Below are 21,019 nucleotides of genomic sequence, written 5' to 3'. Positions count from 1 at the left end.
GTTGTCATTGAAGCGTCTGCTTGTATTCATTCCATTCCTGATTCCAGCTTACACTCAAGCTCAGGATGTTCCCGTTACTGAAACTGTTCAGGCAACGGGGAGTGCTTCAGCAGTAACCACCTCCCAGCGCAAAGCAACCCGCGCAAAAAGAAAAAGTATCGGCAAGACCAAAACCCAAAATGGATTTATGTCGTCAACCGGGCGTATGATCACGGATTCCCGTGACATGGTTTCAGATCGCGTGATCTTGCTGGCTAATAAGGTCGATGGTTTGTTTGGTAACGACCGTGCCTTGGATGAATATTACAAAAGCAGTCTTAAAATCACGACTACGAGCTTTTACAACGCCAATCAAGGAACCTTCGACAACAACTTCTCAACCTCTTTGACCTTAAGCTTGCCCAATTTGAAAGAGCGCGAGCGCGCCTTTAATGACTATTGGACTCGTAAGCCTGATCAGCCACCTACCTCCGTGTTGGACGAAGATTTTGTTTCCCTGGAAGAGTTCAAAGAACAAAATCCCTGGGATCTAGCGACTGAAACTGGAATTCGTTGGAAGTGGCCCATTGCTTATTTCGGTAAGCTTCGCCTCTCGCGAACCTATCTGACAGACAAGTGGGTGGATTACTGGCAAAATGAAATTGGCTGGGATTCGGAAGCATTATGGTCAAGCAAAGTCGCGGTGACTTCGGACTACGCATTTAGCAGCTACTTCCTGTTTCGTTTTCTGAATCAGGCAAACTGGTACATGAGTGAGCCCTCTGTGTTTGGAACAGTTCACGGTCCCTCATGGATTTACAGCTTCGAAGACAAAAGTCTTTTCTCGTTCGATCTGCGTTTCTTAGTCAGATCCTACGAGCTGGAACTATACGGCGACGGCTACGCCGCTGGCTTCACCTACAGAACTGGATTCAAAAAAGTACCGTGGGTTTTCCTGGAACTTACACCGGTCTGCTCCTGGTCTCTCGCAGACGGTTTCACGCCGACGACCTCGATCAACCTAAGATTAGACTTCCTATTCGGTCGCGAAAAAACCACCGCCGCCAAACCCACAAACCCTCTCGACATCCTCTAAAAGGTGCCAGGTCCTATTCCTTAGCTCGGCGCAAAAAAAAGGGAGTTTGGTTGAACTCCCTTTTAGATTTAGATTTTGAAACTTCGCTCGAGCCGAAGTGTGCTAACAAAGCCTACTTTTTAAGTGGCTTTTGGATGATGTGGATCGCGTGACCCAATGTTGCCTCAGCACATTCCATGATCGTCTCGCCCAATGTTGGGTGAGGGTGGATTGAAAGAGCCAAGTCTTCAATGCGTGCGCCCATCTCGATCGCAAGAACTGCTTCAGAGATCAAGTTAGAAGCTTCAGGGCCCACAATGTGAACACCCAGTAGAATATGGGTCTTCGCATCAGCGATCATTTTTACGAAGCCTTCAGTTTCCATCATGCTCACAGCGCGGCCGTTAGCACCGAATGGGAATTTACCGATCTTAAGTTCTGTGTGACCTTTCGCTTTCGCTTCAGCTTCAGTCATACCTGCAGATGCGATTTCTGGATCTGTAAATACAACTGCTGGAACTGTTTTCGCGTCGTAAACGCGGTTTGCGCCAGAGATAACTTCAGCAACCAACACACCTTCATGTGAAGCTTTGTGAGCAAGCATTGGCTGACCACAGATATCACCGATAGCAAAGATGTTTTGAACGTTCGTTCTGCGTTGAGCGTCCACTTTTACAAAGCCACGCTCGTCAACTGCGATACCCGCAGCTTTTAAGTTCGCTTGGTCACCGTTTGGACGACGTCCAACAGTTACCAGGATCTTGTCGCATTTAACAACTTCGTCTTTACCGTTGATCTCAACAGTCACTTCGTAGCCGTCTTTGGCTTTTTTCTGAGATTTAGCTTTTGCACCGTACATGATTTTTACGCCAGCTTTATCAAGCTTACGTACCACGATGTTTGCGCAATCTGGATCAACAACACCAGCAAGCAATGAAGGCATTGCTTCGATCACAGTCACTTCAGTACCCAATTTGCGCAGGTAAGAAGAGATTTCCAGACCGATGTAACCACCACCGATAACTGCCACGCGTTTTGGAATTTCGTCGAATGCCAATGCGCCAGTTGAAGAACAGATATCTTTTTCGTCGAATTTGAAACCAGGGATTTCAATAGGACGAGATCCTGTAGCCACGATGAAGTACTTAGCCGTGATCGCTTCAGTACCTGCAGATGATTTAACAGAGATTTCTTTAGAAGATTTGAATTCAGCGTCGCCCTTAATGTGAGTTACGCCGTAACCTTTAAGAAGTTGACCAACACCGCTGGACATTTTGTCTGAAACGGATTGTTTCCACTTCACAAGTTGCTTCATATCAACGTTGATATCGCCCTTGATCATCAAGCCCATGTCTTTGAAGTTGTGTTGAGCTTTGTGAAGAAGGTGAGTCGCCGTGATCATCGCTTTAGATGGGATACAACCCACGTTCAAGCATACGCCACCCAGGAATTCACGTTCGATAACTGCTGTTTTAAAACCAAGTTGAGCAGAGCGGATAGCGGCTACATAACCACCAGGACCTGCTCCAATTACTACTACGTCAAAAGATTGAGCCATGATTATAGCATCTCCACCATTAGTTTACCTGGGTTCTCGATGCGGCCGATGAAGGCAGCCAAGAATCTCGCAGCCAATGCGCCGTCGATCAAACGGTGATCGGCAGTCATTGTGTAGTTCATTGTTTTGATAGCTTTCAATTGGCCATCTTTGATAACTGGTTTTTCGTCGATTTTGTACATTCCAAGGATCGCCACTTCAGGGTGGTTGATCACTGGAGTTGCGTAAGTACCACCGATAGAACCGATGTTCGTCACAGTGATGCAAGCGCCTTTCATTTCATCTGGTTTCAACTTGCCATCACGGGCACGTTTAGAAAGGTCGATGATCTCTTTAGAGATTTCCAAGATCGTTTTTTGATCCGCGTTTTTGATAACTGGAACAACCAAACCTGTTGGAGTGTCAGCTGCGAAACCGATGTTGAAATATTTTTTGTAAACGATTTCACCAGCAGCATCGTCGATAGAAGCGTTGAACATTGGGAATTCACGGATCGTCGCAACCATGGCTTTCATCACGATTGGAAGATAAGTGATCTTAGTTCCGTTTTTCTCTGCGAAGTCTTTCAAAGACTCACGAAGCGCAACCAAAGCATCAACCTTAGCTTCATCCATGATAGTGAAGTGAGGGATGATTTGTTTTGAACGCTGCATGTTTTCAGCGATACGTTTGCGGATACCGATAAGAGCTACGCGCTCTTCAGCGGCACCAGCTTGGCCTTGGTAAGCAGGTCTTGGAATAGTCATGCCAGTCGCCTTCGCTGAAGCTACGGCGCCCGCTGGAGTACCAGCGCCACCTGCTGCCAATACGTCTTCACGAGTTACACGGCCAGCAAGACCAGAACCAGAAAGACCGTTGATATCTACGCCAGTTTCGCGAGCAAGACGGCGAGTCGCCGGAGTCGCAAGAACTTTAGAATCAGCAACAGGCGGGAAAATGCCGTTAGCTGTAGCTGCAGAAGAAGTAGCAACGGGTGCCGCTGCTTTAGCTGCTGGCATGTCCGCCGTAGCTTTAGCGGAGGAGGAAGCTGCTGCCGCTTGAGGTGCCGCTGCTGCCGCACCACCAGATGTTGCGGTAGCTGAGCCACCAGCGCCAGTCAAAGTGATCATAGTTGAGCCAACTTTAACAACGTCGCCAGCTTTGAATTTCAATTCACCAACAACGCCCGCTACTGGAGTTGGAACTTCAACAGTGGCTTTGTCAGTTAGAACTTCAGCGATCGCTTGATCTGCTTTCACAGAGTCACCAGATTTAACCAACCATTTTACTAGTTCGCCTTCTGTTACGCCTTCTCCCAATTCAGGAAGTTTAACATCTTGTGCTTTACCCGCCGCCGCTGGGGCTTTGGCGGGCTGGCCCGCCTGAGCAGGAGTTGCTGCCGGCTTGTCCGCCGTAGCTTTAGCGGAGGAGGAAGCAGAGGAGGAAGCTGCACCGCCAGCGTCAAGAGCGATCATCGTCGAACCAACTTTAACCACTTGGCCCGGTTTGAATTTCAAATCTTTTACAGTACCAGCGACTGGAGATGGAACCTCTACAGTTGCTTTGTCAGTCAATACTTCAGCGATAGGTTGATCTGCTTTTACAGAATCACCAGGTTGAACCAACCATTTAACCAATTCACCTTCAGTGACGCCTTCGCCAAGTTCAGGCAGTTTTACATCAGTTGCCATACAGGGAGTTCCTTTCAATATTAGCCTTTAAAATCAAACACTCCCTTCTATTGCGATGGGGGCTCATTTGCACCGATTAACACCATGCATAAATAAATTGGTTTTTCCCTCTGCAACATAGCGGTTTCAGGGTTGAATTCGGGCGTTTGGCGTTGCTATTTTACAACCCGAATTGAGGTCCCTATGAAATATTCTCGTAAACTCCAGGAAGGCACCTTCCTAAAACGCTATAAACGCTTCTTCGCTGACATTGAGTTTCAAGGTCAGACGATCGTGGCGCACGTTCCCAATACCGGGAGCATGAAAAGCGTGAACAACCCCGGTCAGTTGTGCCTTTTTTCGGAGTCCGATAATCCTGAACGTAAATTGAAATTCACCCTTGAGATGGTGAAGTCTCCGACAGGATCATGGGTGGGAGTCAATACTTCGACTCCAAACACAGTAGTTAAGGAGACCGTACTGCGAGTGATCGGTCAGCAGAACGACCAAGTAGGTGGCTTTGCCCATTGGGCATCTTTTGACGAAGCCAAGCCAGAGTATAAAATCTCTGCTGAAACCCGCCTGGATTTTGCCTTAAAGAAAAAAGACACCGACAAGATGCACTTCATCGAAGTGAAGAACGTCACGTTGGGTGAAGAGGGTGTCGCGAAGTTCCCCGATGCTGTCACCGAGCGCGGGCAAAAGCATTTGAAAGAACTAATGGCTTTGATCGAGCTGGGACACACGGCAGAGTTGGTTTTCACAGTGCAGCGCCAGGACTGCGGAACTTTTGCTCCCGCAGATGATATCGATCCAGAATACGGCAGACTGTTGCGTGAGGCTTCCGCGAAGGGTTTGAAAATTTCCCCGTTCGTTGTGGACCTGACTCCGACAGAGGCGACTCTTTCAGAAATGACTCTTCCGGTTCAGCTTTAGAGCGTGAGGTTAGAGTTCGTAGAAGGTGGTTGAAAGCAGGTATAAGATATTTTGCGTGTCGGGTATGTAGTATAATCCCACAGAGGGCCGAGAGAACATTTCTTTCGGGCGGAACTGTGACCAAGCCACACCGACGCCGGCATTCAACTGTTCGTAAGGAGAAAGCCCGGCCTCACGTAAATGACCGTATGCCAAGGTCAGCCATTCACGATCTTTTATTTGATATTGAAAGTCCAGACCGTATTCTGTTTCGCACTTTAAGGAGTAGATCAAAACCCACGGATCTTTGGATTCGATACGACCGCACACGTTGTTTGCAAACGGTGAGAATGTGATATTTCCATTCCACTCGGGGCGATAGTTCAAACCCAACTGAACTGACTGCAGTAGCAGGTCCGGTCTTTCAACAACGCCTCCGCTAGTCTTAATTTCAGATTTAAAGCGTGATTCAGTAAAGGAGACAGCCCAGTCAACTTGCTCGCCCCGATAGAAATTTACTTTCGCGGTATAGTTGCTGCTTCCAGGGGCGGCGGCATAAAACATCGGAACTGTACCGATTTCCAGGCGAGGCAACACCCCGACACTCACGGCATTGGTCAGCAAGTGCGTGTTAATGTTGGCGCCGCCAGTCCGTTGGTACCCAAACCGCCACTGTGGCAGTGTGCGTGCTGAAGTACTGACTACCGGATTGAAAACAACCCGCTTTTCCGAAGCAGAATCCGTTCCCGCAAGAACGGAAACCCCGGAAAGTAAAATAGTCAGTAAAATCAAAATACGCATGCTCGCCCGTGATACAAGATAAGTGCCAGCGAGGGACCTTCACAAAGCCCACGGTTTAGCTATTACCTAAGAATCTGACCCTGGCAGGGTAAATTTACCTATAGGTGACCAAAACTTCCTCAGATGTGTGTACCACTCTTATTTAGATGTTTGATTTCAGGACCTTTACAGCAATTTGCACCATTAGATTGCATGGAGTTTGGAATCGTTATAAATGTCGGTAGAATGAGATGAATGGCTGTTTTCTACTCATTCATTTTGCTGATTGTATCCGTATCCGCGTTTGCCCAAAGCGAGCCGGATTATCAGGCCTTGTTTAAAAACCTGGAAAAGCTTCGCACGGAACTAAGCCAAAGTGAAAAAACAGCAGTCGCGTGTGAGGTTCCGACTGTTGCGAAGTGTGACTTCGGTGATTACTGCCAACAGCTGCGCAGTCAAAGTCAGAACTTCTATCTTTATAAAAACGCCGCCGGAAAATCGGTTCCCAATTTCTTTTTCCTCCGCTTGGCCAAGCAAGTGGAAGGCTGTCTGGGAAAACCCTTACCGGAAGTTGATACGCAGAATCCTTTCGTAAATCCGTTGAAGCTGGATAAATCAAATGCCGCTTACAAGGCAGAGCTCGCGCGCACGCAGAGTATTTTTTCTGACGTTCAAAAAAGGGCGGTCGCTTTGTTAGAGAAGCGAAGAACCGCGGAAAACTCTGCGCAGATTGATCAGGAAATCAAACGACTGAAATCAGTCAAGATGACGAGTCCCTTGTTCAAAGATGCATTCGCCATGGACCGGGCAGGGTGCGGGCTTCCGAATGCTACCTATCAGTCAGACTCCAACTCCATAGAAGTATGCCCGCAAATGTTGAATCTGCCGGATTCAACATTGTTTTCGATTTTAAGTCACGAAATCAGCCACTCGGTGGATCCTTGCAATGCCCACAAGCACATCGCAGGAACTTCTGTTCCTGCTGGAAAGAACCCAATGCAGGACGTGGTCAGCTGCCTGGCAAAGCCCACTTCGATGGGTGCAAAGATTGTCAGCGAAAAAAGTATCATCGCACGAATCACTGGTGAAGAAGACTCGCTGGCCCAGGAAATGGGGCCGTTGTCTTCAGAAGTAAAAGCTGACTTCAAAAAGAAAAAATCCGACGTCTCCCAAAACTTTGCGACTCATCAGCACTGTCGGGGATTTTCCGGCAACGCTGACATGCAGGAAGGTTTTGCGGACTGGATGTCAGCAAAGATTATGGCGCAAAAAGTTTCTGAGATCACCGATCCCAAGCAGGCCAAAGATTTTGCTTACGAAGCTCAGCTCTTCATCGCAGGTTCCGAGTGTCAGAACGTGAAAGTCGCCGCCATCAACCGAGTTGCGGTAGCGGTTGAAAAAGAATGTCCTCCGTTTGCAGAATATAAAGAGATACTGCTTAATCCGGAAAAATATCAGGACTCTGGTTCTGTTCCCCATCCAAAATCATCCCGTCGTGTGGACAAAGTTTTGTTTGCACCGTCTGAAATTCAAAAAGCACTCGGATGTAAAGCAGATCCCACGACTTCAGTTTGTGAATGAAATTGAAAAGGATGCTTACACTTCACGAAAGTCTCGTGTCGACAATTCCGACAGAATAAAAATGTTTAAAGTTGAAACATGAGCGCGCCGAAAACCTCTGTGTAACTAACACGGAGGTCCAAATGACATTCAAAGCAACGAAGAATGTTCTGGCTTTACTATCCGTCACTTTCTTAATGGCAGCCTGTGCAAAAGGCGGTTTTGAAAGCTCTTCTACAGTTTTAGCTGACGATCCAGACACAGAACAATCCGCAGGTGATACTGCACAAACAATTCCACCGGCGGAACCCGAAGTTCCCGACACAGGAAGTGGCACGGATACAGGCACGCAAACTGATGCCCAGATTCTTGCAAAGTATTCTTATGTAGACACCGGTAAAACGGTGAACCAAACAATGTTGAAAAATGCATTGTTGTATTACGATAAAAATCTGAAAACGATCAAAAACTCTGACTATCTGTCAGTATTGGATTTCAGTTTGTCTTCAACCAAAAAACGTTTCCATATCATCAATATGAAATCGGGAGAGGTTTGGAGCATCCACGTAGCACACGGTAAAGGTTCTGATCCTGACCATGACGGCTATGCGAATACGTTCAGTAATGTCTCCGGTTCAAATGCAAGTTCAGTGGGTATCTATAAAACCGCTGAAACTTACAGTGGCAGCCATGGCTATTCCCTGCGTCTGGATGGTTTGTCATCAACAAATTCCAGAGCCCGCTCCCGCGCGGTCGTGATCCACGGTGCTGACTATGTTTCTGAATCCAGCGTGATTCAGGGGCGCAGTTGGGGTTGTCCTGCGGTGACTATGAGCTATCGCACGAAAGTCATCGACATGGTTAAGGGCGGATCTATCATCTACGCCTCTGCAACCAAATAGATTCAAGATATGATTAAGAACGAAAAAGCCGTCTGAAGAGACGGCTTTTTTTTTGGCATTAATAAAGCTTCAGTTGTTCCCCAACCAGCTTTTTAAGATCATTCACATAACCGATATACTCATCCATATCCAGGCGTTCATCCTTGCGAACGTGAGCGCTAGGGGAGTTGTATTGAGTAAGCTCGATAACATCGGCGTGGGAAGAGATTTCAGAGAAACCTTCCTCTTCCAAAGTAGTCATCAAATGATCCAAATCATGGCCGTCGTCGCCATCCGGGAACTGAAGTTCGCGCAAAGACATCATGGCTTTTAGATAAAGTTCGCAGGCTTGGGCCAGGTTGTAACCCACGATATCGTGCTGGTTATCATCATTGAGATTTTTTTGGGCAATATCGATGTTGTCCTGGGCTTTTAGAATTAAGGATTTGGCTGTGGAAACGCTCATGGTGACCTCTTCGATGTTGTGGTTAGCAAAATATTATCTCGAACAGGGGGATTTTTGGAAATAAAAAAACCCACAATCCTTTCGAATTGTGGGTTTGTTGTTTCTCTAAAGAAGAGACGACTATTTGCCGGCTTTCAAGTGACGGTCGATAATGTCTTTGAACTCAGAGAACGGGTACGCACCACGAAGTGATACACCGTTGATCAAGAAACCAGGAGTACCGGAGAAGTTAAATTTCTTAGCTTCTTCCATGTCAGCATCGATGATTTTCGTGATTTTTTCTGATTTAAGATCAGTTTCAAGACGTTTCATGTCCGCACCAACTTTTTTCGCAGAGTCTTTCAAGAAAGCCTCTTTTTTAGTACGTAGTTCGCCTTGGTTTTCGAAAACGATGTTGTAGAACTTTTCAGCTTTTGCATGGTCTTGCATTGCAATTGCTTCAAAGTAACGAGCTGCTGGCATCGCCAATGGATGGAAATCCAACGGCAAGTGCTTAAGTACAACGCGTACATCTTTAGGGTAAGCTTTCATCACTTCGTCAACAGTCGCGTGACCTTTTGCGCAGTATGGGCATTCGAAGTCAGTGTATTCAACGATAGTAACTTTTGCATCTTTAGGACCGAAAACAACGCGGCCTTCCTGGATCTCAGCTTTCAAAGGACTTGCGAACTCTTCGTCACGCTTTTTGCCTTCTTCAGCCATTGCTTTTTCTTGAGCTTTCTTTTGAGCGCCTTGAGCTGCTTTGTTCACCACTTCGATGAATTGCTCAGGGTCTTTTTCGATAGCTGCGAAAACGATGCTTGGATCTTTTTCTACTGCTTCTTTAAGTTGTTTTGCAGACGGAGCACAGTTCACAAGGGAAAGTGCCAACGCTGAAATTGTAGCTAGTTTTAATGCTTTCAATGTCGCCTCCATAAAGGATTATATTTGTTAAATCTCAAAAGCCCTCCCATTGTGCCATGTTTTTCCAACGAGGGAAGGAAAAAAAGCCTAACCTAAGTCCTGTACCCTAATCTTGCCATGCTGCATGAAGTGATTGGACTTGCGTGAAGTTTTTGTGTGTTTAGACTGGAATCTATGAAAACAACAAATTTTATTTTAGCAACTTTCGCGACTGTTTTTTGCCTTAACGCACAAGCAGCTCTTATCGCTAACTATGCAACCCTTGCGACGAAGGATCTTGATCAGATGAACGAACTGATCAATGAAAAGATTCAGGAGTCCGAAGAAATGGCTGACGAGAAGTACATTCCTTTGAAGGAAGCTCTTCAGGCTGTTTTCTCCCGCCCGGATGGCACGGATGACATGATCGACAAAGTCGTGGGCCCGTTGCGCACCAAACTTGATGAATTGGATCAATGGGAAAACGCATTGACGATTCTTGTGGACGAGGCGGTGGATGCTTTGAAGAATCCAAAAAGCGTAAAACCTGTCATTCAAAATACGTACGCTGTCTTTTTGGAAAACTTCGTTGCAGAAGCAAAACCTTATGCCAAAAAAGGTGGCTTCGAACGTAAACTTTTGGAAAAAATCCGCAACGCAAAAATCCAAATGACCAAAGAGGCAAAAAATGAGCGTAGCCTTCGTGGCATGAAGGTGGGGGATTCTCCATCGGATTTGGCGAAGAGAGTGCTTGAACAGAATCCTATTGAGAAACAGGATGCTCCTAAAGCTGATACCAAGAAAAAGAAGTAAATAAGTTCGCCGGTTCCTCTCAAGAACCGGCATTTTTTTCCCTCGACCAGACTGGCCAACGGTACTTTCTGACCAGAGACCAGCGTCAAATTAAAGACCTCCTCAAGTCCCCGAAAATCGCCTCAAATTGACTCAAGTTCTTACGAACTCCTACCGATAGAAACAACAGGTAATAGGGGGCAGGATGCTCTCCGCTTTGATCTCGCAAATCAAGGTGCAAGCAGATGGAGGATTCGATGTTTCTTCAAGGCGATTTGCAAATTATGTTTGATGCACTATACGCAGTGGGTGCTATTGATCCGGTTCTTAAGCTCGATTGGGCTGAAGTGACTAAGGAAATGATGGCGAACCCGAATCTGCTAAGTGATGCATTCCAAAGCATTAATGGCTGCCGCGGAAACAAAGATCTACTAATCCAGAAGCTGCACATGATGGATCAAAGATCCGTAAGTTATATCGCTATGGAGGTCGCTCGTGAGTTTTGTGAATTCCAAGACCGTAAAGATTTGCACTAGTCTTGTAACGGCTTTTTTCATCACCAGCGTGGCAAATGCATGGGAAGTGGATTTCTCCCGTCGTCAGGTTAACTTTAACCAGGTGACGAACGACGATCGCCTGCCTGCAAGCATCAAAGAAGATCAATCCGTCAGCATTCTGGGAAAAGTATTCGACTCTGTCGAACCGGCTCAGGACATCGTTATCATGAACACGGATAAAGGTTTTGTTCCGGATACTGTACGCTTGAAAAAAGGCAACAGCTATCGCATTCACGTGGTGAACGTGAACGGCAAAGAAAAAAATGTCAGCTTTGTTTTGGATGCTTTCTCTGAACATCACAACACGGTTTTCGGCGAGCAAAAAACATTCAACGTGATGCCTAAGACAGACGGCATTTTTTCTTACCAATGTCCCGAAACTGCAGTTCAAGGCAAATTTATTATTTATTCAGACTCGAATTCTGTCCCTGGCGGCAGAAAACCGGCGTCTAATTAACCGAACTAGGTGCACCCATGTCGGATCAGTCGAACGTTTTCAAGCAGACGATTCAGCAGAACCTCGGTCCTGTTGTTAAGTACCTTGATGATCCGGGTGTATCTGAAATTCTGGTGAACGGTCCCCACGAAATTTTCGTCGAACGCAAAGGTAAACTCGAGAAGGTGGCTGAAAAGTTTCCTTCCGAGGATGACCTGCGTGCAGCCGTAAACTCCATTGCACAATCCGTCGGTCGTCGTATCAACGACGAGAACCCGCGCCTGGATGCGCGTTTGCCGGATGGCTCGCGTATCGCGGCGGTGATTCCACCGATGTCACGTAAGGGCACAACTCTTTCGATTCGTAAATTTACGAGCACGAAAATCACTTTTAACGACTACATCAAAATGGGCACAATCTCCGAGGACGGCGCGCGCTTTTTGGATATCGCGATGTTCCTGGGAAAAAATATTATCGTCAGCGGCGGTACCGGTTCCGGTAAGACGACGTTGTTGTCACTATTGTGTTCGCGTATTCCCAAAGGTCAGCGTGTGTTGATTATCGAGGACTCGTCCGAGTTGCAGGTCGATTATGAACACTTGGTGATGTTTGAAACTCGCATGGCCGATGCTCAGGGTAAAGGCGAAGTCAGTATCAAGGATTTGGTGAAGAGCGCTCTGCGTTTGCGCCCGGATCGCATCATCGTCGGGGAGGTTCGCTCGGGCGAAGCTCTGGAACTTTTGAATGCCATGAACACCGGTCACAAAGGTTGCATGGGCACTGTGCATGCGAACTCGCCGGAAGATGCGATCGTTCGTCTGGAAGCTTTGGCTCAAGGCGGGGACGGAAAGATCAGCGAGCGTGCTTTGCGCCAGCAGGTTTCTTCGGCCATCGATTTGATCGTCCAAATCTCCCGTTACGGAGACGGTTCGCGTCGAATTGGTGCTATCAGTGAGGTTCGCGGATTCCTTCCAGATGGTTCGTACGACGTAGTACCAATCTTTGAATTGGGTCGTTTGGTGCGTCGCCCCGATGGAACACTTGAAGGCAAACTTGAGTCCACAGGCAACGTCCCAACCTTTATGGACGAAATAATCGACAACAAGCTCCCATTCCCAAAATCCAAGTTCCAAAAAGCCGCCTAATTTCGGTGCCAGGTCCTACTTACGGATGCGCCGCAAAATAAAATCCGCCCAAAGGGTGGCTGGCGCCTTCGCCCAAAGGGTGGCTGGCGCCTTTGGGGAACGCGATGCGCAATTGAGTTTGGCTATAATATAGTTATTTCAATGGCTTCGCTTTTGGGCTATCACTTTTCCGTGCATTTTAGTTGTAAGATCTCCAACTCAGTTTTGACGGTTCTGGAAGAGCAAGGTGAAGACCTTACGCCTCTCTATGAACAAATTCATCTGCCAGTTGAACTGTTGCGGGATTCTTCTTACTGGATCAGTGCTCCGGACATGGAGCAATTCCTTGAAATGTGTTTGCGACTTCCACTCAAAAAAGATTGTGATGTCCTGACTCGCGCAGGTCACAACGGACCTGAATTGCGTGCATGGGGAGTGCTCGACAGCGTTCTGCGCATGATGCCTCGTCCGCAGGAAATCTTTAATCAGCCTGAACAATTCCTGTCCTATTTCATTTCGCCAAAACCACCGATCGACAATCTTCGTAAAGACGAAGTCAGCATCTCTTTCGATTTGCCTTTGCCGGCAGAGCAGTACCCGTTGGTAACGACGTATTTGAAAGCAGCGTTTGAGTCCCTGCCAGTTTACGTGGGTCAACCATTAGCGAGTTGCGAGTGGTCCGGTATCACTCTGAAATTGAGCTGGGCAACACAACAGCAAACGATCTTCACGGAAAATGAAAACGTGGGACATCAGGTAAGCCCTGACTTGTTCCAAAGTTTGCTGAATGATTTGCAGCGCACTCAGCGCGAGCGCGAGGATCTGCAAAAATACGTGGGCGATCTTGAAGACAAGATTCGCGTTTTTGAAAAGCAAAGACAGCAGCTGGTCGCTCAGACAGAAGCGGGAGTGGCGCAAGAAAATCGCGCATCCCTGATTCCTCACGAAGGTTCACTGTCGCACTTAAGCTTTGACGTTGAGTCACCGGCGTATTCCCTGAATCAAAACCTGGCACGCATGCATGATTACATGGTGCGCGCTCAGCAGTTGATCACTATGCTTGCCTCCCAGGGGAAAACCAATCCTGCGGTGAAGGAAGCCATGAGACGTGTGGATTGGGAATTCGTAAAAACAGAATACCCGCGCACTGTTTTCAACAGTATGGAACTTGTTAAAAAAATGAACTCTAAGCATTCCGAGAAAGAAGGAACTCATCATGTCTGAAATCATCAGTGTCGTAGCTCGTGAAATTCTTGATAGCCGTGGTAATCCAACGGTTGAAGTTGAAATCGGTACAGCAGATGGCAACGTCGGCCGCGCAGCAGTTCCATCAGGTGCATCCACAGGTGCGCATGAAGCTTGTGAACTTCGTGATGGTGATAAAAACCGTTACGGCGGTAAAGGCGTATTCAAAGCCGTGGACAACATCCGCGAAAAAATCGCTCCGGAGATCCTGGGCCTTCAGGCGACTGAGCAAGTTTATCTTGATAAAGTTCTTCGCGAAATCGACGGAACAGAAAACAAAACCAACCTGGGCGCAAATGCGATCCTGGGAGTTTCTTTGGCTGCTGCAAAAGCGGCTGCTGCTGACGTAAATCTTCCATTGTACCGCTACATCGGTGGTTCACAGGCTTGCCGCTTGCCGGTTCCTTTGATGAACGTATTGAACGGTGGCGCGCACGCCAACAACGGTTTGGACATTCAGGAATTCATGATCGTTCCAACTGTGAACAACTCATACGCTGAGTCTCTTCGCGCAGGTGCAGAGATTTTCCACGCTCTTAAAAAGATCCTGGGCAAAAAAGGTTTGACGACCGCAGTAGGTGACGAGGGTGGCTTCGCTCCGAAATTGTCTGGCAACCAGGAAGCATTGGACTTGATCATGAACGCGATCGTTGATGCTGGTTATGATCCAGGTCAAAACGTATTCCTGGGCTTGGACGTTGCTGCAACTGAAATGTACAAAGACGGCAAGTACCAATTCGACGGTAACTTGATCACTCCAGCAGAGTTGTTGAAAGTGTACCAGGGCTGGGCAGAAAAATATCCATTGATCACAATCGAAGACGGATTCGCTGAAGACGACTGGGATTCATGGGTGAACATCACTGCAGCTATGGGCAACCAAATGCAGTTGGTGGGCGACGATTTGTTCGTAACAAATCCAAAACGCCTGCGCATGGGCCTTGAGAAAAAAGCAGCGAATGCATTGTTGGTTAAAGTAAACCAAATCGGAACTTTGACTGAAACATTCGAAGCTGTAAATCTTGCTCAACGTAACAAGTATAAAACAGTCATGTCTCATCGCTCTGGCGAAACAGAAGACACATTCATCGCCGATCTAGCAGTCGCTTTGAACTGCCACCAAATCAAAACCGGCAGCTTGTGCCGCTCTGAACGTATCGCTAAGTACAACCAACTACTAAGAATCGAAGAAGATCTTGGTGGGATGGGAGTATACTGGGACAAAGCCGCCTTCCGCTAAGGCGCACGCTTGAAAAGCGCGCATCTCCTGCGTTGGTCTGATTGAAAAATCGCTCCGACGTACTGGGAGTACGCCTGCGCGCTTTTTCAACCAGCCCGCCTTGGATATGCACGCTTTTGAAGCGTGCTTGGTTCTGGGTTAAAACATCTTTTGGCTGGCGCTTCGCGCGCCGCTTTTTGTTGAGCCACTCTGGGGAGTGGCTTTTTTTTTATCTGTGGCGGACTTCGATGACTGTTTTGGTCTGGGAGATTTCGTTGATTCGGGTGTTTACTAGATTTAGATTTTCTTCGTCTAGGTTTGCGTCCCACTCGTCCAGCAAGATGATTTCTTCTGGTGATTTTGCCAGCACTTCGATGTGGGCCAGTAGGTTTTCTCCGGACGAGCGAGTCGAATATGTGTCGCTGCCAATCATCAAATCGGGATGGGTCGGTAGGTAGACTGAATTGTCCAAGTTGTGATTCAGGTGTAACAGGAATGTTGATTTGCCTGCTCCATTTGCTCCACGAATTTCGAATCGGCCTGTTGGGTTTTGTTCAAAGTTGTTGATCATTTCTTTAATGTCAGAAAATGATTTCTGATTGATTGTGATTAATTCGGTCTTGATAGATGCCTCCAGTTTTCTTGCTGGAATAATCGTGCCTTCGCACAACACGCTAAATTTTGCTTCCACACCAAGAAGGCTCGTCAAGCTTTGAAAGACATTGCGAAATACGCCCAGAATGTTCAGTTGTCTTGGCAGAGTCGCTAGTAGTGCGACTAGTACCTGAGTGTTCGAGAATGAATTCCAGATAATCCAACAAGCGGAAATTAAAACCGGCAAGCCGGTCGCCAACCCTAATGCAAAGATCAAAAGCTCGCTGGCGGTCGCAGATTTGATAGCTTGTGATTGCGCGGATGAAATCCTTTGATCAAAATTATTTTGGTAGTTTTTCAGAATGCCGGAGTTTTTCAGAAGGACGTTATCCCAGGATTTCAAAAGGTGGCCCACAAGTGCCGTGCGCGCCGACTGATCAGTATTGTAGAGTGCTTCAACTTTTTGGCTGAACTTGCGGTACACCAGGAAACTCAGAAACCCCGAGCATGCGAAGGCCGGAAGTAATGACATATCAATTGTAAAGCTAAGTGTAAGAACACCCAAAACAATCGAAAGAACAAACGAGTAAATGTCCATGCTGATAAAAAGCACGAGACCCAGATAATCACTGGCATCTGAGCCAATAGAGGCAAGAAAGCGGTCCTTTAAATTTTTACTTTGCCACAGAGATGAGTTTCCACCTTTGGAGAACAAACTTTCCTGCAAAAATATTCTGTAAGCATCGAAGCTAAGGTTGCTTTCCGTGCGACGGATAAAAATGTTGATAAAAGGCGACAGGATAAAAAGCAAAATACTGGCAAGTGTCCACAAGATGAATTGTTCACGATTCTCAAAAGAAAGACCAGCTTTGGCCAGAGCGTAAGTGCCGAAAGCGTTCAGTGCTTGTTGAGCCGTGATCAGCGAGAATGCGAACAAAAGCTTTTTCTTTTCAATATAGTGAGTAAGGTATTTCATTTTCTCGTCCTATCTTAGTTAATTATCCATTCCATAATGATGGAATATCGCAGCCCGTGGTTTACGCTTTTTACGCTGTGCCAGTATGAGTCTTCCGAACAAAAAAGAACCATGCGGTTACTAATTGGAGCTATCACTTTCGATGTACTGGATAGAGCGTTCGCAGACTTTTCTTTCAGCAGGCAAAGTTCGCCCCCGTATTCTTTCTTCCAGTTTGGTGACACATATAAAAGGCAGACCAGGGATTTTTGATCCTGATTGTCTACGTGCGCAGGCATAGCAGGAGAATCGGGAGTCATGACTCGTAATTGCACTAAGCTTTTTTCATTTATCTTTAGGGAAAGTCCCGTAGTCTTTTCCAGAAATGCTTTAAAGTCTGATCCCAGAAAGTATTTTGCGAGCTCGAGGTCAGGAAGGAATTTGTAACGGATCTCCATGTCATCTTCGTCATCTTTGCGGAAGTTGTTTTGATGTTCAGGCAGTAGTGACTGAAGTCTTTTTAAACAATCATCCTGAAGGAAGTTGTCGAAGATGAAGTGTGGCCAAGGTTTTAAATATTCCATGGATAATCCTGAATTATAGGGAGCACGTTTGAATGCTCTTTACGTTGATAAGTTATTTTTTTGATGCTGGCGTTGTTTGAAGGAGGGAGCGGATCTCGGCAGGGATGTCGTTATCTGGAAGGTCTCTTTGTACGCCTTGGCCAGCTCTATTACGTTCAGACATGATTGATTCGAAGAAGTTTGCGGCTTTCATTTATTGGTCCTTTGTTTTTGGGAATCGAAATTGATTCATGCGGATTCCTCAAAGCAAGGCAGGGGCCACAGGTAGAGGGGCTTCATAACGAAAATAGAGGGGTCTTATGGAATTCGTGTCTCGAGTTCCGGATTGGGTTCTCGGATTGAGGAAGATCACTAAGGGAGACCGATCTGGACTACCCAGCGGCGGGCGACGAAATTAGACTTTTTGTATGTCTTACAGTCGCTTCGCAGTCGGATTACGCCGTTTACTTAATCACCCAGGAAGAGTTGCATTTATCTGCATGATCATCTTCGGGGTTTCTATCGTTTTGAACGGCAACTTGTGGCGCCTATGGGGACTGCACCGGGATTTCGACCGTATTTCCACCGAGATCAGTGATAGCAAAAAAGCCACACTTGGCCTTGAAGTCCAGCTAAAGCAAGCCAAAGATCCAGCCTTCATCGAGCGTCAGGCCCGCGATAAATTAGACCTGGCGGGTGAGCACGATTTAGTTTTCGTTTTTCCTGAACAGTAGTCTAACGCAAGTAGTTATTTGATGTCGCTCCGGTATACTAGCAATAGTATCTCAGCTCTAAATACTTTTTATTTAAAAGTAATACCGGGGGTTTACGCTTATGATCGAAAACTCAACTGAATGGAATAAAGAAAGTCTTCGCGCACTTCGATTGCGTCTTGGGTGGAGTCGTTCGGATATGGCTCGTCGTCTAAAGTGTTCTTTGACAGATATCCAAGCATGGGAAGACGGCAGCAGCGAACTTCTTTTTAATCCACAAATCAAGGGCGAACTTGCACTGATTCACCGTCAAGCAGATGAGTGCTCTGATGAAGTGCGCTTCACTCCCGCTTGTGAAAACGAGTGCGATAAAAATGCCCTCAATCAAATTGATTTCTCTCGCGTCAAAGCAGACCTAGAATAATCGACAATCCAACTCTCCCGTTGTAGGTTTTCCACTTGGAAAATACCGGGAGAGTCCTATGAAAAAAGTCTACCTAATTGATGTCAGCTCCATGTTCTTTCGCGCCTTCTTCGCGATCAGACAACTGACTTCGCCTAAGGGCATGCCCGTTAATGCCATCTACGGTTTTATCTCCATGATCACGAAGCTGATGAAGGAAGAAAAACCTGAATACATGGTTTTCTGTTACGACCGTAAAGAGCCTTCCTTCAGACATGAAATGTACGATGACTACAAAGCTCACCGCACAGAAATGCCGGAAGATCTTGCTGTGCAAATTCCTTACATCAAACAACTCGCAGACATCATGGGTATTCCCGCACTCGAGATCCCAAGTTATGAAGCGGATGATATCATCGGAACGCTGGCAAAAGTCGGTAAGAAAAACGGCATTGAAGTTGTCATCGTCAGTGGCGATAAAGACTTTGGGCAATTGATCGAAGATGGCGTGATCCTTTACGACACGATGAAAGATCACCGTTACAACGCTCAAGGCGTATTTGAAAAATGGGGAGTGCGTCCTGATCAGTTCATCGACTATCTGGCCATCGTCGGGGACACTTCCGATAACATTCCAGGCGTTAAAGGTGTGGGCGAAAAAGGGGCGATTAAGCTTCTGGAGCAATTCAAACATATCGAGGACATCTACGCGAACATCGATCAGGTCGAAAGCAAAAGCGTTCGCCAAAAATTGATCGATGCCAAAGAAATGGCCTTGCTAAGTAAAAAACTTGTGACGATCGCGACTGAAATTCCGGTGGATCACAATATTGAATCCTATCGTCTGCGTCCGCGTAAGGATGAGGAACTTCGAAATTTCCTGCGTGAGTTCAACTTTAAAACCTTCGAGAAAAATCTCTTTGGCGAACCAGGGGCTGCACCGTCCGCGGCTCCGATGACTTCTGCAGAAGCAGGTAAGGCATACTACTCGGCGGCAGCGAAACCGGCAGCTGCACCAGACGCTTTGGCAACGCCGATGTTGGCTGATCACCAAACCAAAGAATTCACGGAAAAGACGTTATCCACAAAAGAACTCGCAGGAATGTTTGCTGAAGGACAACCACTATGGGGTTTCCACGATGCCCGAGGTGTTTTCATCGGCACAGATAACGATATTATCGCCGTTTCTGATTCAGAATTTCTGGGCAAGCTGACCGATACTTTTAAAGTTCAATGGAAAGGCTATGATCTTAAGGATCTATGGCACAAAATCGGAGCCAAGAATCCAAGTGCGGATTGGGATTCAATGCTTGCGGCTTACGTTCTAAAAGCCGCTGATGCCTCTGATTTTTCAAAAATTTATCAAAAGCACATGGGTGAAGCCCTTCCAGAGATGACGACACCGTCCCAGTTGTACAACGCCCAACTGCATCTTGCGAAAACTCTGGATAAAAAGCTTCACGAACTTCACGGCGAAAAAGTTTACCGCGAGCTTGAACTCCCCTTGGTCAAAGTTCTATTGTCTATGGAAAACCTGGGGATTCGCATTGATACCAATCTTTTGCACAACCTAAGCAAAGAGCTGGAATCAGAAATCGAAGTTCTGGAAAAGCAAATTCACGAATTGGCAGGCGAAAGCTTCAATGTGGGAAGTCCAAAACAATTGGGTGTGATTCTGTTTGAAAAGCTGGGACTGCCTGCCGGGAAGAAAACGAAAACAGGTTACTCGACCGGCGAAGACGTTTTGGAAGGTCTGGATCATCCAATTGCAAAACAAGTTTTACAATGGCGTGAGCTTTCAAAATTAAAGTCCACGTATGTGGATGCGTTGCCAGCCATGGTTCAGGAAAAAGACGGGCGAGTGCATACAAGCTTCAATCAAGCACTGACTACGACGGGTCGTCTTTCCAGCACGTCTCCGAACTTACAGAATATTCCAATTCGTACCCAACGCGGGCAACTGGTTCGTAAGGCCTTCATCGCAAATCCGCGCATGAAGCTTTTGTCAGTCGACTACTCGCAAATTGAACTAAGAATTTTGGCCCACATTTCTGAAGATCCCAACTTATGTAAAGCCTTCGCAGAAGACCTGGACATCCATGCGGCAACCGCGGCAGAGATTTTCAATATTCCACTGAGCGAAGTGAATGCGGACCACCGTCGCACTGCCAAGGCCGTAAACTTTGGTATCGCTTACGGGCAGGGGGCATTCGGTCTGGCAGAGACTTTGGGGATATCCCGAACAGAAGGTAAGGACATTATCGATCGCTATTTCACGCGCTTTAAAAACGTTCGTGATTACATCGAAAACACGGTGAAGATCGCCCATGAAAAAGGATACGTTGAAACGTTATTCGGTCGTCGTCGTTATATCGACGAACTTCAATCCGGAAACGCCATGCTTAAGAAATTCGGCGAGCGCGCAGCTATTAATGCCCCAATCCAGGGTACAGCCAGCGACTTGGTGAAAAAAGCCATGATCGAAGTCCACAAGACAGTTCCAGTGCGAATGCTATTGCAGGTGCACGACGAATTGATTTTCGAAGACTTCAACGACAACCTGGAAAAAATCACTCCACAGTTGGTCAGCATCATGGAAAACGTAGCCAAACTACGCGTTCCACTAAAAGTGAATTATTCAATTGGTAATAACTGGGACGAAGCTCACTAGTA

The 21,019-nt window shown here is 46.8% G+C and carries 21 protein-coding genes; 13 read left to right on the top strand and 8 right to left on the bottom strand.

Going from position 1 to position 21,019, the window contains the following annotated elements; all coding sequences use genetic code 11:
- Position 1: 1 nt before the first annotated feature.
- A complete protein-coding gene (locus tag ACLWNV_RS14725; protein ID WP_413585200.1) occupies positions 2 to 1,075 on the top strand; it encodes a hypothetical protein in 1,074 nt (357 codons plus the stop codon).
- A 112-nt stretch (positions 1,076 to 1,187) separates the two neighbouring features.
- Here the strand turns inward: ACLWNV_RS14725 and lpdA are convergent, their stop codons facing one another.
- Together lpdA and ACLWNV_RS14715 are read right to left on the bottom strand one after the other, a co-directional pair.
- Positions 1,188 to 2,612 carry a dihydrolipoyl dehydrogenase gene (gene lpdA, locus ACLWNV_RS14720; protein WP_413585199.1) on the bottom strand — a complete coding sequence of 475 codons (1,425 nt, stop codon included), beginning with the start codon at positions 2,610 to 2,612 and terminating at the stop codon, positions 1,188 to 1,190.
- A gap of 2 nt (positions 2,613 to 2,614) precedes the next feature.
- Positions 2,615 to 4,282: a 2-oxo acid dehydrogenase subunit E2 gene (locus ACLWNV_RS14715; RefSeq protein WP_413585198.1), complete on the bottom strand. Its 1,668-nt coding sequence runs from the start codon at positions 4,280 to 4,282 to the stop codon at positions 2,615 to 2,617.
- Positions 4,283 to 4,465: 183 nt separating this feature from the next.
- Here ACLWNV_RS14715 and sfsA point away from each other — a divergent pair, with 183 nt between their 5' ends.
- Entirely contained in the window at positions 4,466 to 5,197 is a 732-nt protein-coding gene (gene sfsA / locus ACLWNV_RS14710) for a DNA/RNA nuclease SfsA (RefSeq protein ID WP_413585197.1), read from the top strand.
- Between the two features lie 9 nt (positions 5,198 to 5,206).
- On the opposite strand, the gene ACLWNV_RS14705 is transcribed toward sfsA, so the two are convergent.
- A complete protein-coding gene (locus tag ACLWNV_RS14705; RefSeq protein ID WP_413585196.1) occupies positions 5,207 to 5,977 on the bottom strand; it encodes a hypothetical protein in 771 nt (256 codons plus the stop codon).
- A gap of 234 nt (positions 5,978 to 6,211) precedes the next feature.
- Here ACLWNV_RS14705 and ACLWNV_RS14700 point away from each other — a divergent pair, with 234 nt between their 5' ends.
- Both ACLWNV_RS14700 and ACLWNV_RS14695 read left to right on the top strand, forming a co-directional pair.
- Positions 6,212 to 7,537, top strand: coding sequence for a hypothetical protein (locus tag ACLWNV_RS14700; protein ID WP_413585195.1), 1,326 nt, complete (start codon positions 6,212 to 6,214; stop codon positions 7,535 to 7,537).
- Between the two features lie 122 nt (positions 7,538 to 7,659).
- The gene (locus ACLWNV_RS14695) at positions 7,660 to 8,418 is read left to right on the top strand and encodes a murein L,D-transpeptidase catalytic domain family protein (protein ID WP_413585194.1); all 759 of its coding nucleotides are present in this window, start codon (positions 7,660 to 7,662) and stop codon (positions 8,416 to 8,418) included.
- Positions 8,419 to 8,476: 58 nt separating this feature from the next.
- Here ACLWNV_RS14695 and ACLWNV_RS14690 read toward each other — a convergent pair whose 3' ends face one another.
- Positions 8,477 to 8,863 carry a HEPN domain-containing protein gene (locus tag ACLWNV_RS14690; RefSeq protein ID WP_413585193.1) on the bottom strand — a complete coding sequence of 129 codons (387 nt, stop codon included), beginning with the start codon at positions 8,861 to 8,863 and terminating at the stop codon, positions 8,477 to 8,479.
- A gap of 120 nt (positions 8,864 to 8,983) precedes the next feature.
- Positions 8,984 to 9,766, bottom strand: coding sequence for a DsbA family protein (locus ACLWNV_RS14685; protein ID WP_413585192.1), 783 nt, complete (start codon positions 9,764 to 9,766; stop codon positions 8,984 to 8,986).
- Positions 9,767 to 9,940: 174 nt separating this feature from the next.
- Here ACLWNV_RS14685 and ACLWNV_RS14680 point away from each other — a divergent pair, with 174 nt between their 5' ends.
- The 6 genes from ACLWNV_RS14680 (at position 9,941) to eno (ending at position 15,139) form a co-directional block, all read left to right on the top strand.
- A complete protein-coding gene (locus tag ACLWNV_RS14680; RefSeq protein WP_413585191.1) occupies positions 9,941 to 10,558 on the top strand; it encodes a hypothetical protein in 618 nt (205 codons plus the stop codon).
- A gap of 236 nt (positions 10,559 to 10,794) precedes the next feature.
- On the top strand, positions 10,795 to 11,073 hold the full coding sequence (locus ACLWNV_RS14675; protein ID WP_413585190.1) for a cytochrome: 279 nt from the start codon (positions 10,795 to 10,797) through the stop codon (positions 11,071 to 11,073).
- 28 nt (positions 11,074 to 11,101) lie between these two features.
- Positions 11,102 to 11,551 (top strand): cupredoxin domain-containing protein, encoded by a 450-nt coding sequence (locus ACLWNV_RS14670; protein WP_413585189.1) that lies wholly within the window; start codon positions 11,102 to 11,104, stop codon positions 11,549 to 11,551.
- 17 nt (positions 11,552 to 11,568) lie between these two features.
- A complete protein-coding gene (locus ACLWNV_RS14665) occupies positions 11,569 to 12,675 on the top strand; it encodes a CpaF family protein (RefSeq protein WP_413585188.1) in 1,107 nt (368 codons plus the stop codon).
- Between the two features lie 141 nt (positions 12,676 to 12,816).
- Positions 12,817 to 13,878, top strand: a complete 1,062-nt coding sequence (locus ACLWNV_RS14660; RefSeq protein ID WP_413585187.1) for a hypothetical protein — start codon at positions 12,817 to 12,819, stop codon at positions 13,876 to 13,878.
- Positions 13,871 to 15,139 carry a phosphopyruvate hydratase gene (eno, locus tag ACLWNV_RS14655; RefSeq protein ID WP_413585186.1) on the top strand — a complete coding sequence of 423 codons (1,269 nt, stop codon included), beginning with the start codon at positions 13,871 to 13,873 and terminating at the stop codon, positions 15,137 to 15,139. Before ACLWNV_RS14660 ends, eno begins: the two co-directional genes overlap by 8 nt.
- Before the next feature lie 208 nt (positions 15,140 to 15,347).
- Here eno and ACLWNV_RS14650 read toward each other — a convergent pair whose 3' ends face one another.
- Genes ACLWNV_RS14650 through ACLWNV_RS14640 form a run of 3 tightly spaced genes read right to left on the bottom strand, consistent with a single transcriptional unit; the run spans position 15,348 to position 17,444 of the window.
- Positions 15,348 to 16,688: a hypothetical protein gene (locus tag ACLWNV_RS14650; RefSeq protein WP_413585185.1), complete on the bottom strand. Its 1,341-nt coding sequence runs from the start codon at positions 16,686 to 16,688 to the stop codon at positions 15,348 to 15,350.
- Positions 16,689 to 16,702: 14 nt separating this feature from the next.
- Positions 16,703 to 17,251: a 2OG-Fe(II) oxygenase gene (locus tag ACLWNV_RS14645; RefSeq protein WP_413585184.1), complete on the bottom strand. Its 549-nt coding sequence runs from the start codon at positions 17,249 to 17,251 to the stop codon at positions 16,703 to 16,705.
- 52 nt (positions 17,252 to 17,303) lie between these two features.
- Positions 17,304 to 17,444: a hypothetical protein gene (locus ACLWNV_RS14640; RefSeq protein WP_413585183.1), complete on the bottom strand. Its 141-nt coding sequence runs from the start codon at positions 17,442 to 17,444 to the stop codon at positions 17,304 to 17,306.
- Positions 17,445 to 17,658: 214 nt separating this feature from the next.
- Here ACLWNV_RS14640 and ACLWNV_RS14635 point away from each other — a divergent pair, with 214 nt between their 5' ends.
- The 3 genes from ACLWNV_RS14635 (at position 17,659) to polA (ending at position 21,017) form a co-directional block, all read left to right on the top strand.
- Positions 17,659 to 17,964, top strand: coding sequence for a septum formation initiator family protein (locus ACLWNV_RS14635; RefSeq protein ID WP_413585182.1), 306 nt, complete (start codon positions 17,659 to 17,661; stop codon positions 17,962 to 17,964).
- A 100-nt stretch (positions 17,965 to 18,064) separates the two neighbouring features.
- Positions 18,065 to 18,367 carry a helix-turn-helix domain-containing protein gene (locus ACLWNV_RS14630; RefSeq protein WP_413585181.1) on the top strand — a complete coding sequence of 101 codons (303 nt, stop codon included), beginning with the start codon at positions 18,065 to 18,067 and terminating at the stop codon, positions 18,365 to 18,367.
- Between the two features lie 58 nt (positions 18,368 to 18,425).
- Positions 18,426 to 21,017, top strand: a complete 2,592-nt coding sequence (polA, locus tag ACLWNV_RS14625; protein WP_413585180.1) for a DNA polymerase I — start codon at positions 18,426 to 18,428, stop codon at positions 21,015 to 21,017.
- Positions 21,018 to 21,019: the final 2 nt, after the last annotated feature.

Source organism: Bdellovibrio sp. HCB274, assembly GCF_047306075.1.
Taxonomy (GTDB): domain Bacteria; phylum Bdellovibrionota; class Bdellovibrionia; order Bdellovibrionales; family Bdellovibrionaceae; genus Bdellovibrio.
The sequence above is the reverse complement of the archived record's forward strand: the minus strand, read 5'-3'. Positions and strand labels throughout refer to the sequence as shown.

Bases quoted from the DNA above. Each gene is read 5' to 3' on its own strand.
- lpdA (WP_413585199.1), bottom strand. From the start codon at position 2,612: ATGGCTCAATCTTTTGACGTAGTAGTAATTGGAGCAGGTCCTGGTGGT.
- ACLWNV_RS14715 (WP_413585198.1), bottom strand. From the start codon at position 4,282: ATGGCAACTGATGTAAAACTGCCTGAACTTGGCGAAGGCGTCACTGAA.
- sfsA (WP_413585197.1), top strand. From the start codon at position 4,466: ATGAAATATTCTCGTAAACTCCAGGAAGGCACCTTCCTAAAACGCTAT.
- ACLWNV_RS14705 (WP_413585196.1), bottom strand. From the start codon at position 5,977: ATGCGTATTTTGATTTTACTGACTATTTTACTTTCCGGGGTTTCCGTT.
- ACLWNV_RS14700 (WP_413585195.1), top strand. From the start codon at position 6,212: ATGGCTGTTTTCTACTCATTCATTTTGCTGATTGTATCCGTATCCGCG.
- ACLWNV_RS14695 (WP_413585194.1), top strand. From the start codon at position 7,660: ATGACATTCAAAGCAACGAAGAATGTTCTGGCTTTACTATCCGTCACT.
- ACLWNV_RS14690 (WP_413585193.1), bottom strand. From the start codon at position 8,863: ATGAGCGTTTCCACAGCCAAATCCTTAATTCTAAAAGCCCAGGACAAC.
- ACLWNV_RS14680 (WP_413585191.1), top strand. From the start codon at position 9,941: ATGAAAACAACAAATTTTATTTTAGCAACTTTCGCGACTGTTTTTTGC.
- ACLWNV_RS14675 (WP_413585190.1), top strand. From the start codon at position 10,795: ATGTTTCTTCAAGGCGATTTGCAAATTATGTTTGATGCACTATACGCA.
- ACLWNV_RS14665 (WP_413585188.1), top strand. From the start codon at position 11,569: ATGTCGGATCAGTCGAACGTTTTCAAGCAGACGATTCAGCAGAACCTC.
- ACLWNV_RS14660 (WP_413585187.1), top strand. From the start codon at position 12,817: ATGGCTTCGCTTTTGGGCTATCACTTTTCCGTGCATTTTAGTTGTAAG.
- eno (WP_413585186.1), top strand. From the start codon at position 13,871: ATGTCTGAAATCATCAGTGTCGTAGCTCGTGAAATTCTTGATAGCCGT.
- ACLWNV_RS14650 (WP_413585185.1), bottom strand. From the start codon at position 16,688: ATGAAATACCTTACTCACTATATTGAAAAGAAAAAGCTTTTGTTCGCA.
- ACLWNV_RS14645 (WP_413585184.1), bottom strand. From the start codon at position 17,251: ATGGAATATTTAAAACCTTGGCCACACTTCATCTTCGACAACTTCCTT.
- ACLWNV_RS14640 (WP_413585183.1), bottom strand. From the start codon at position 17,444: ATGAAAGCCGCAAACTTCTTCGAATCAATCATGTCTGAACGTAATAGA.
- ACLWNV_RS14635 (WP_413585182.1), top strand. From the start codon at position 17,659: ATGTCTTACAGTCGCTTCGCAGTCGGATTACGCCGTTTACTTAATCAC.
- ACLWNV_RS14630 (WP_413585181.1), top strand. From the start codon at position 18,065: ATGATCGAAAACTCAACTGAATGGAATAAAGAAAGTCTTCGCGCACTT.
- polA (WP_413585180.1), top strand. From the start codon at position 18,426: ATGAAAAAAGTCTACCTAATTGATGTCAGCTCCATGTTCTTTCGCGCC.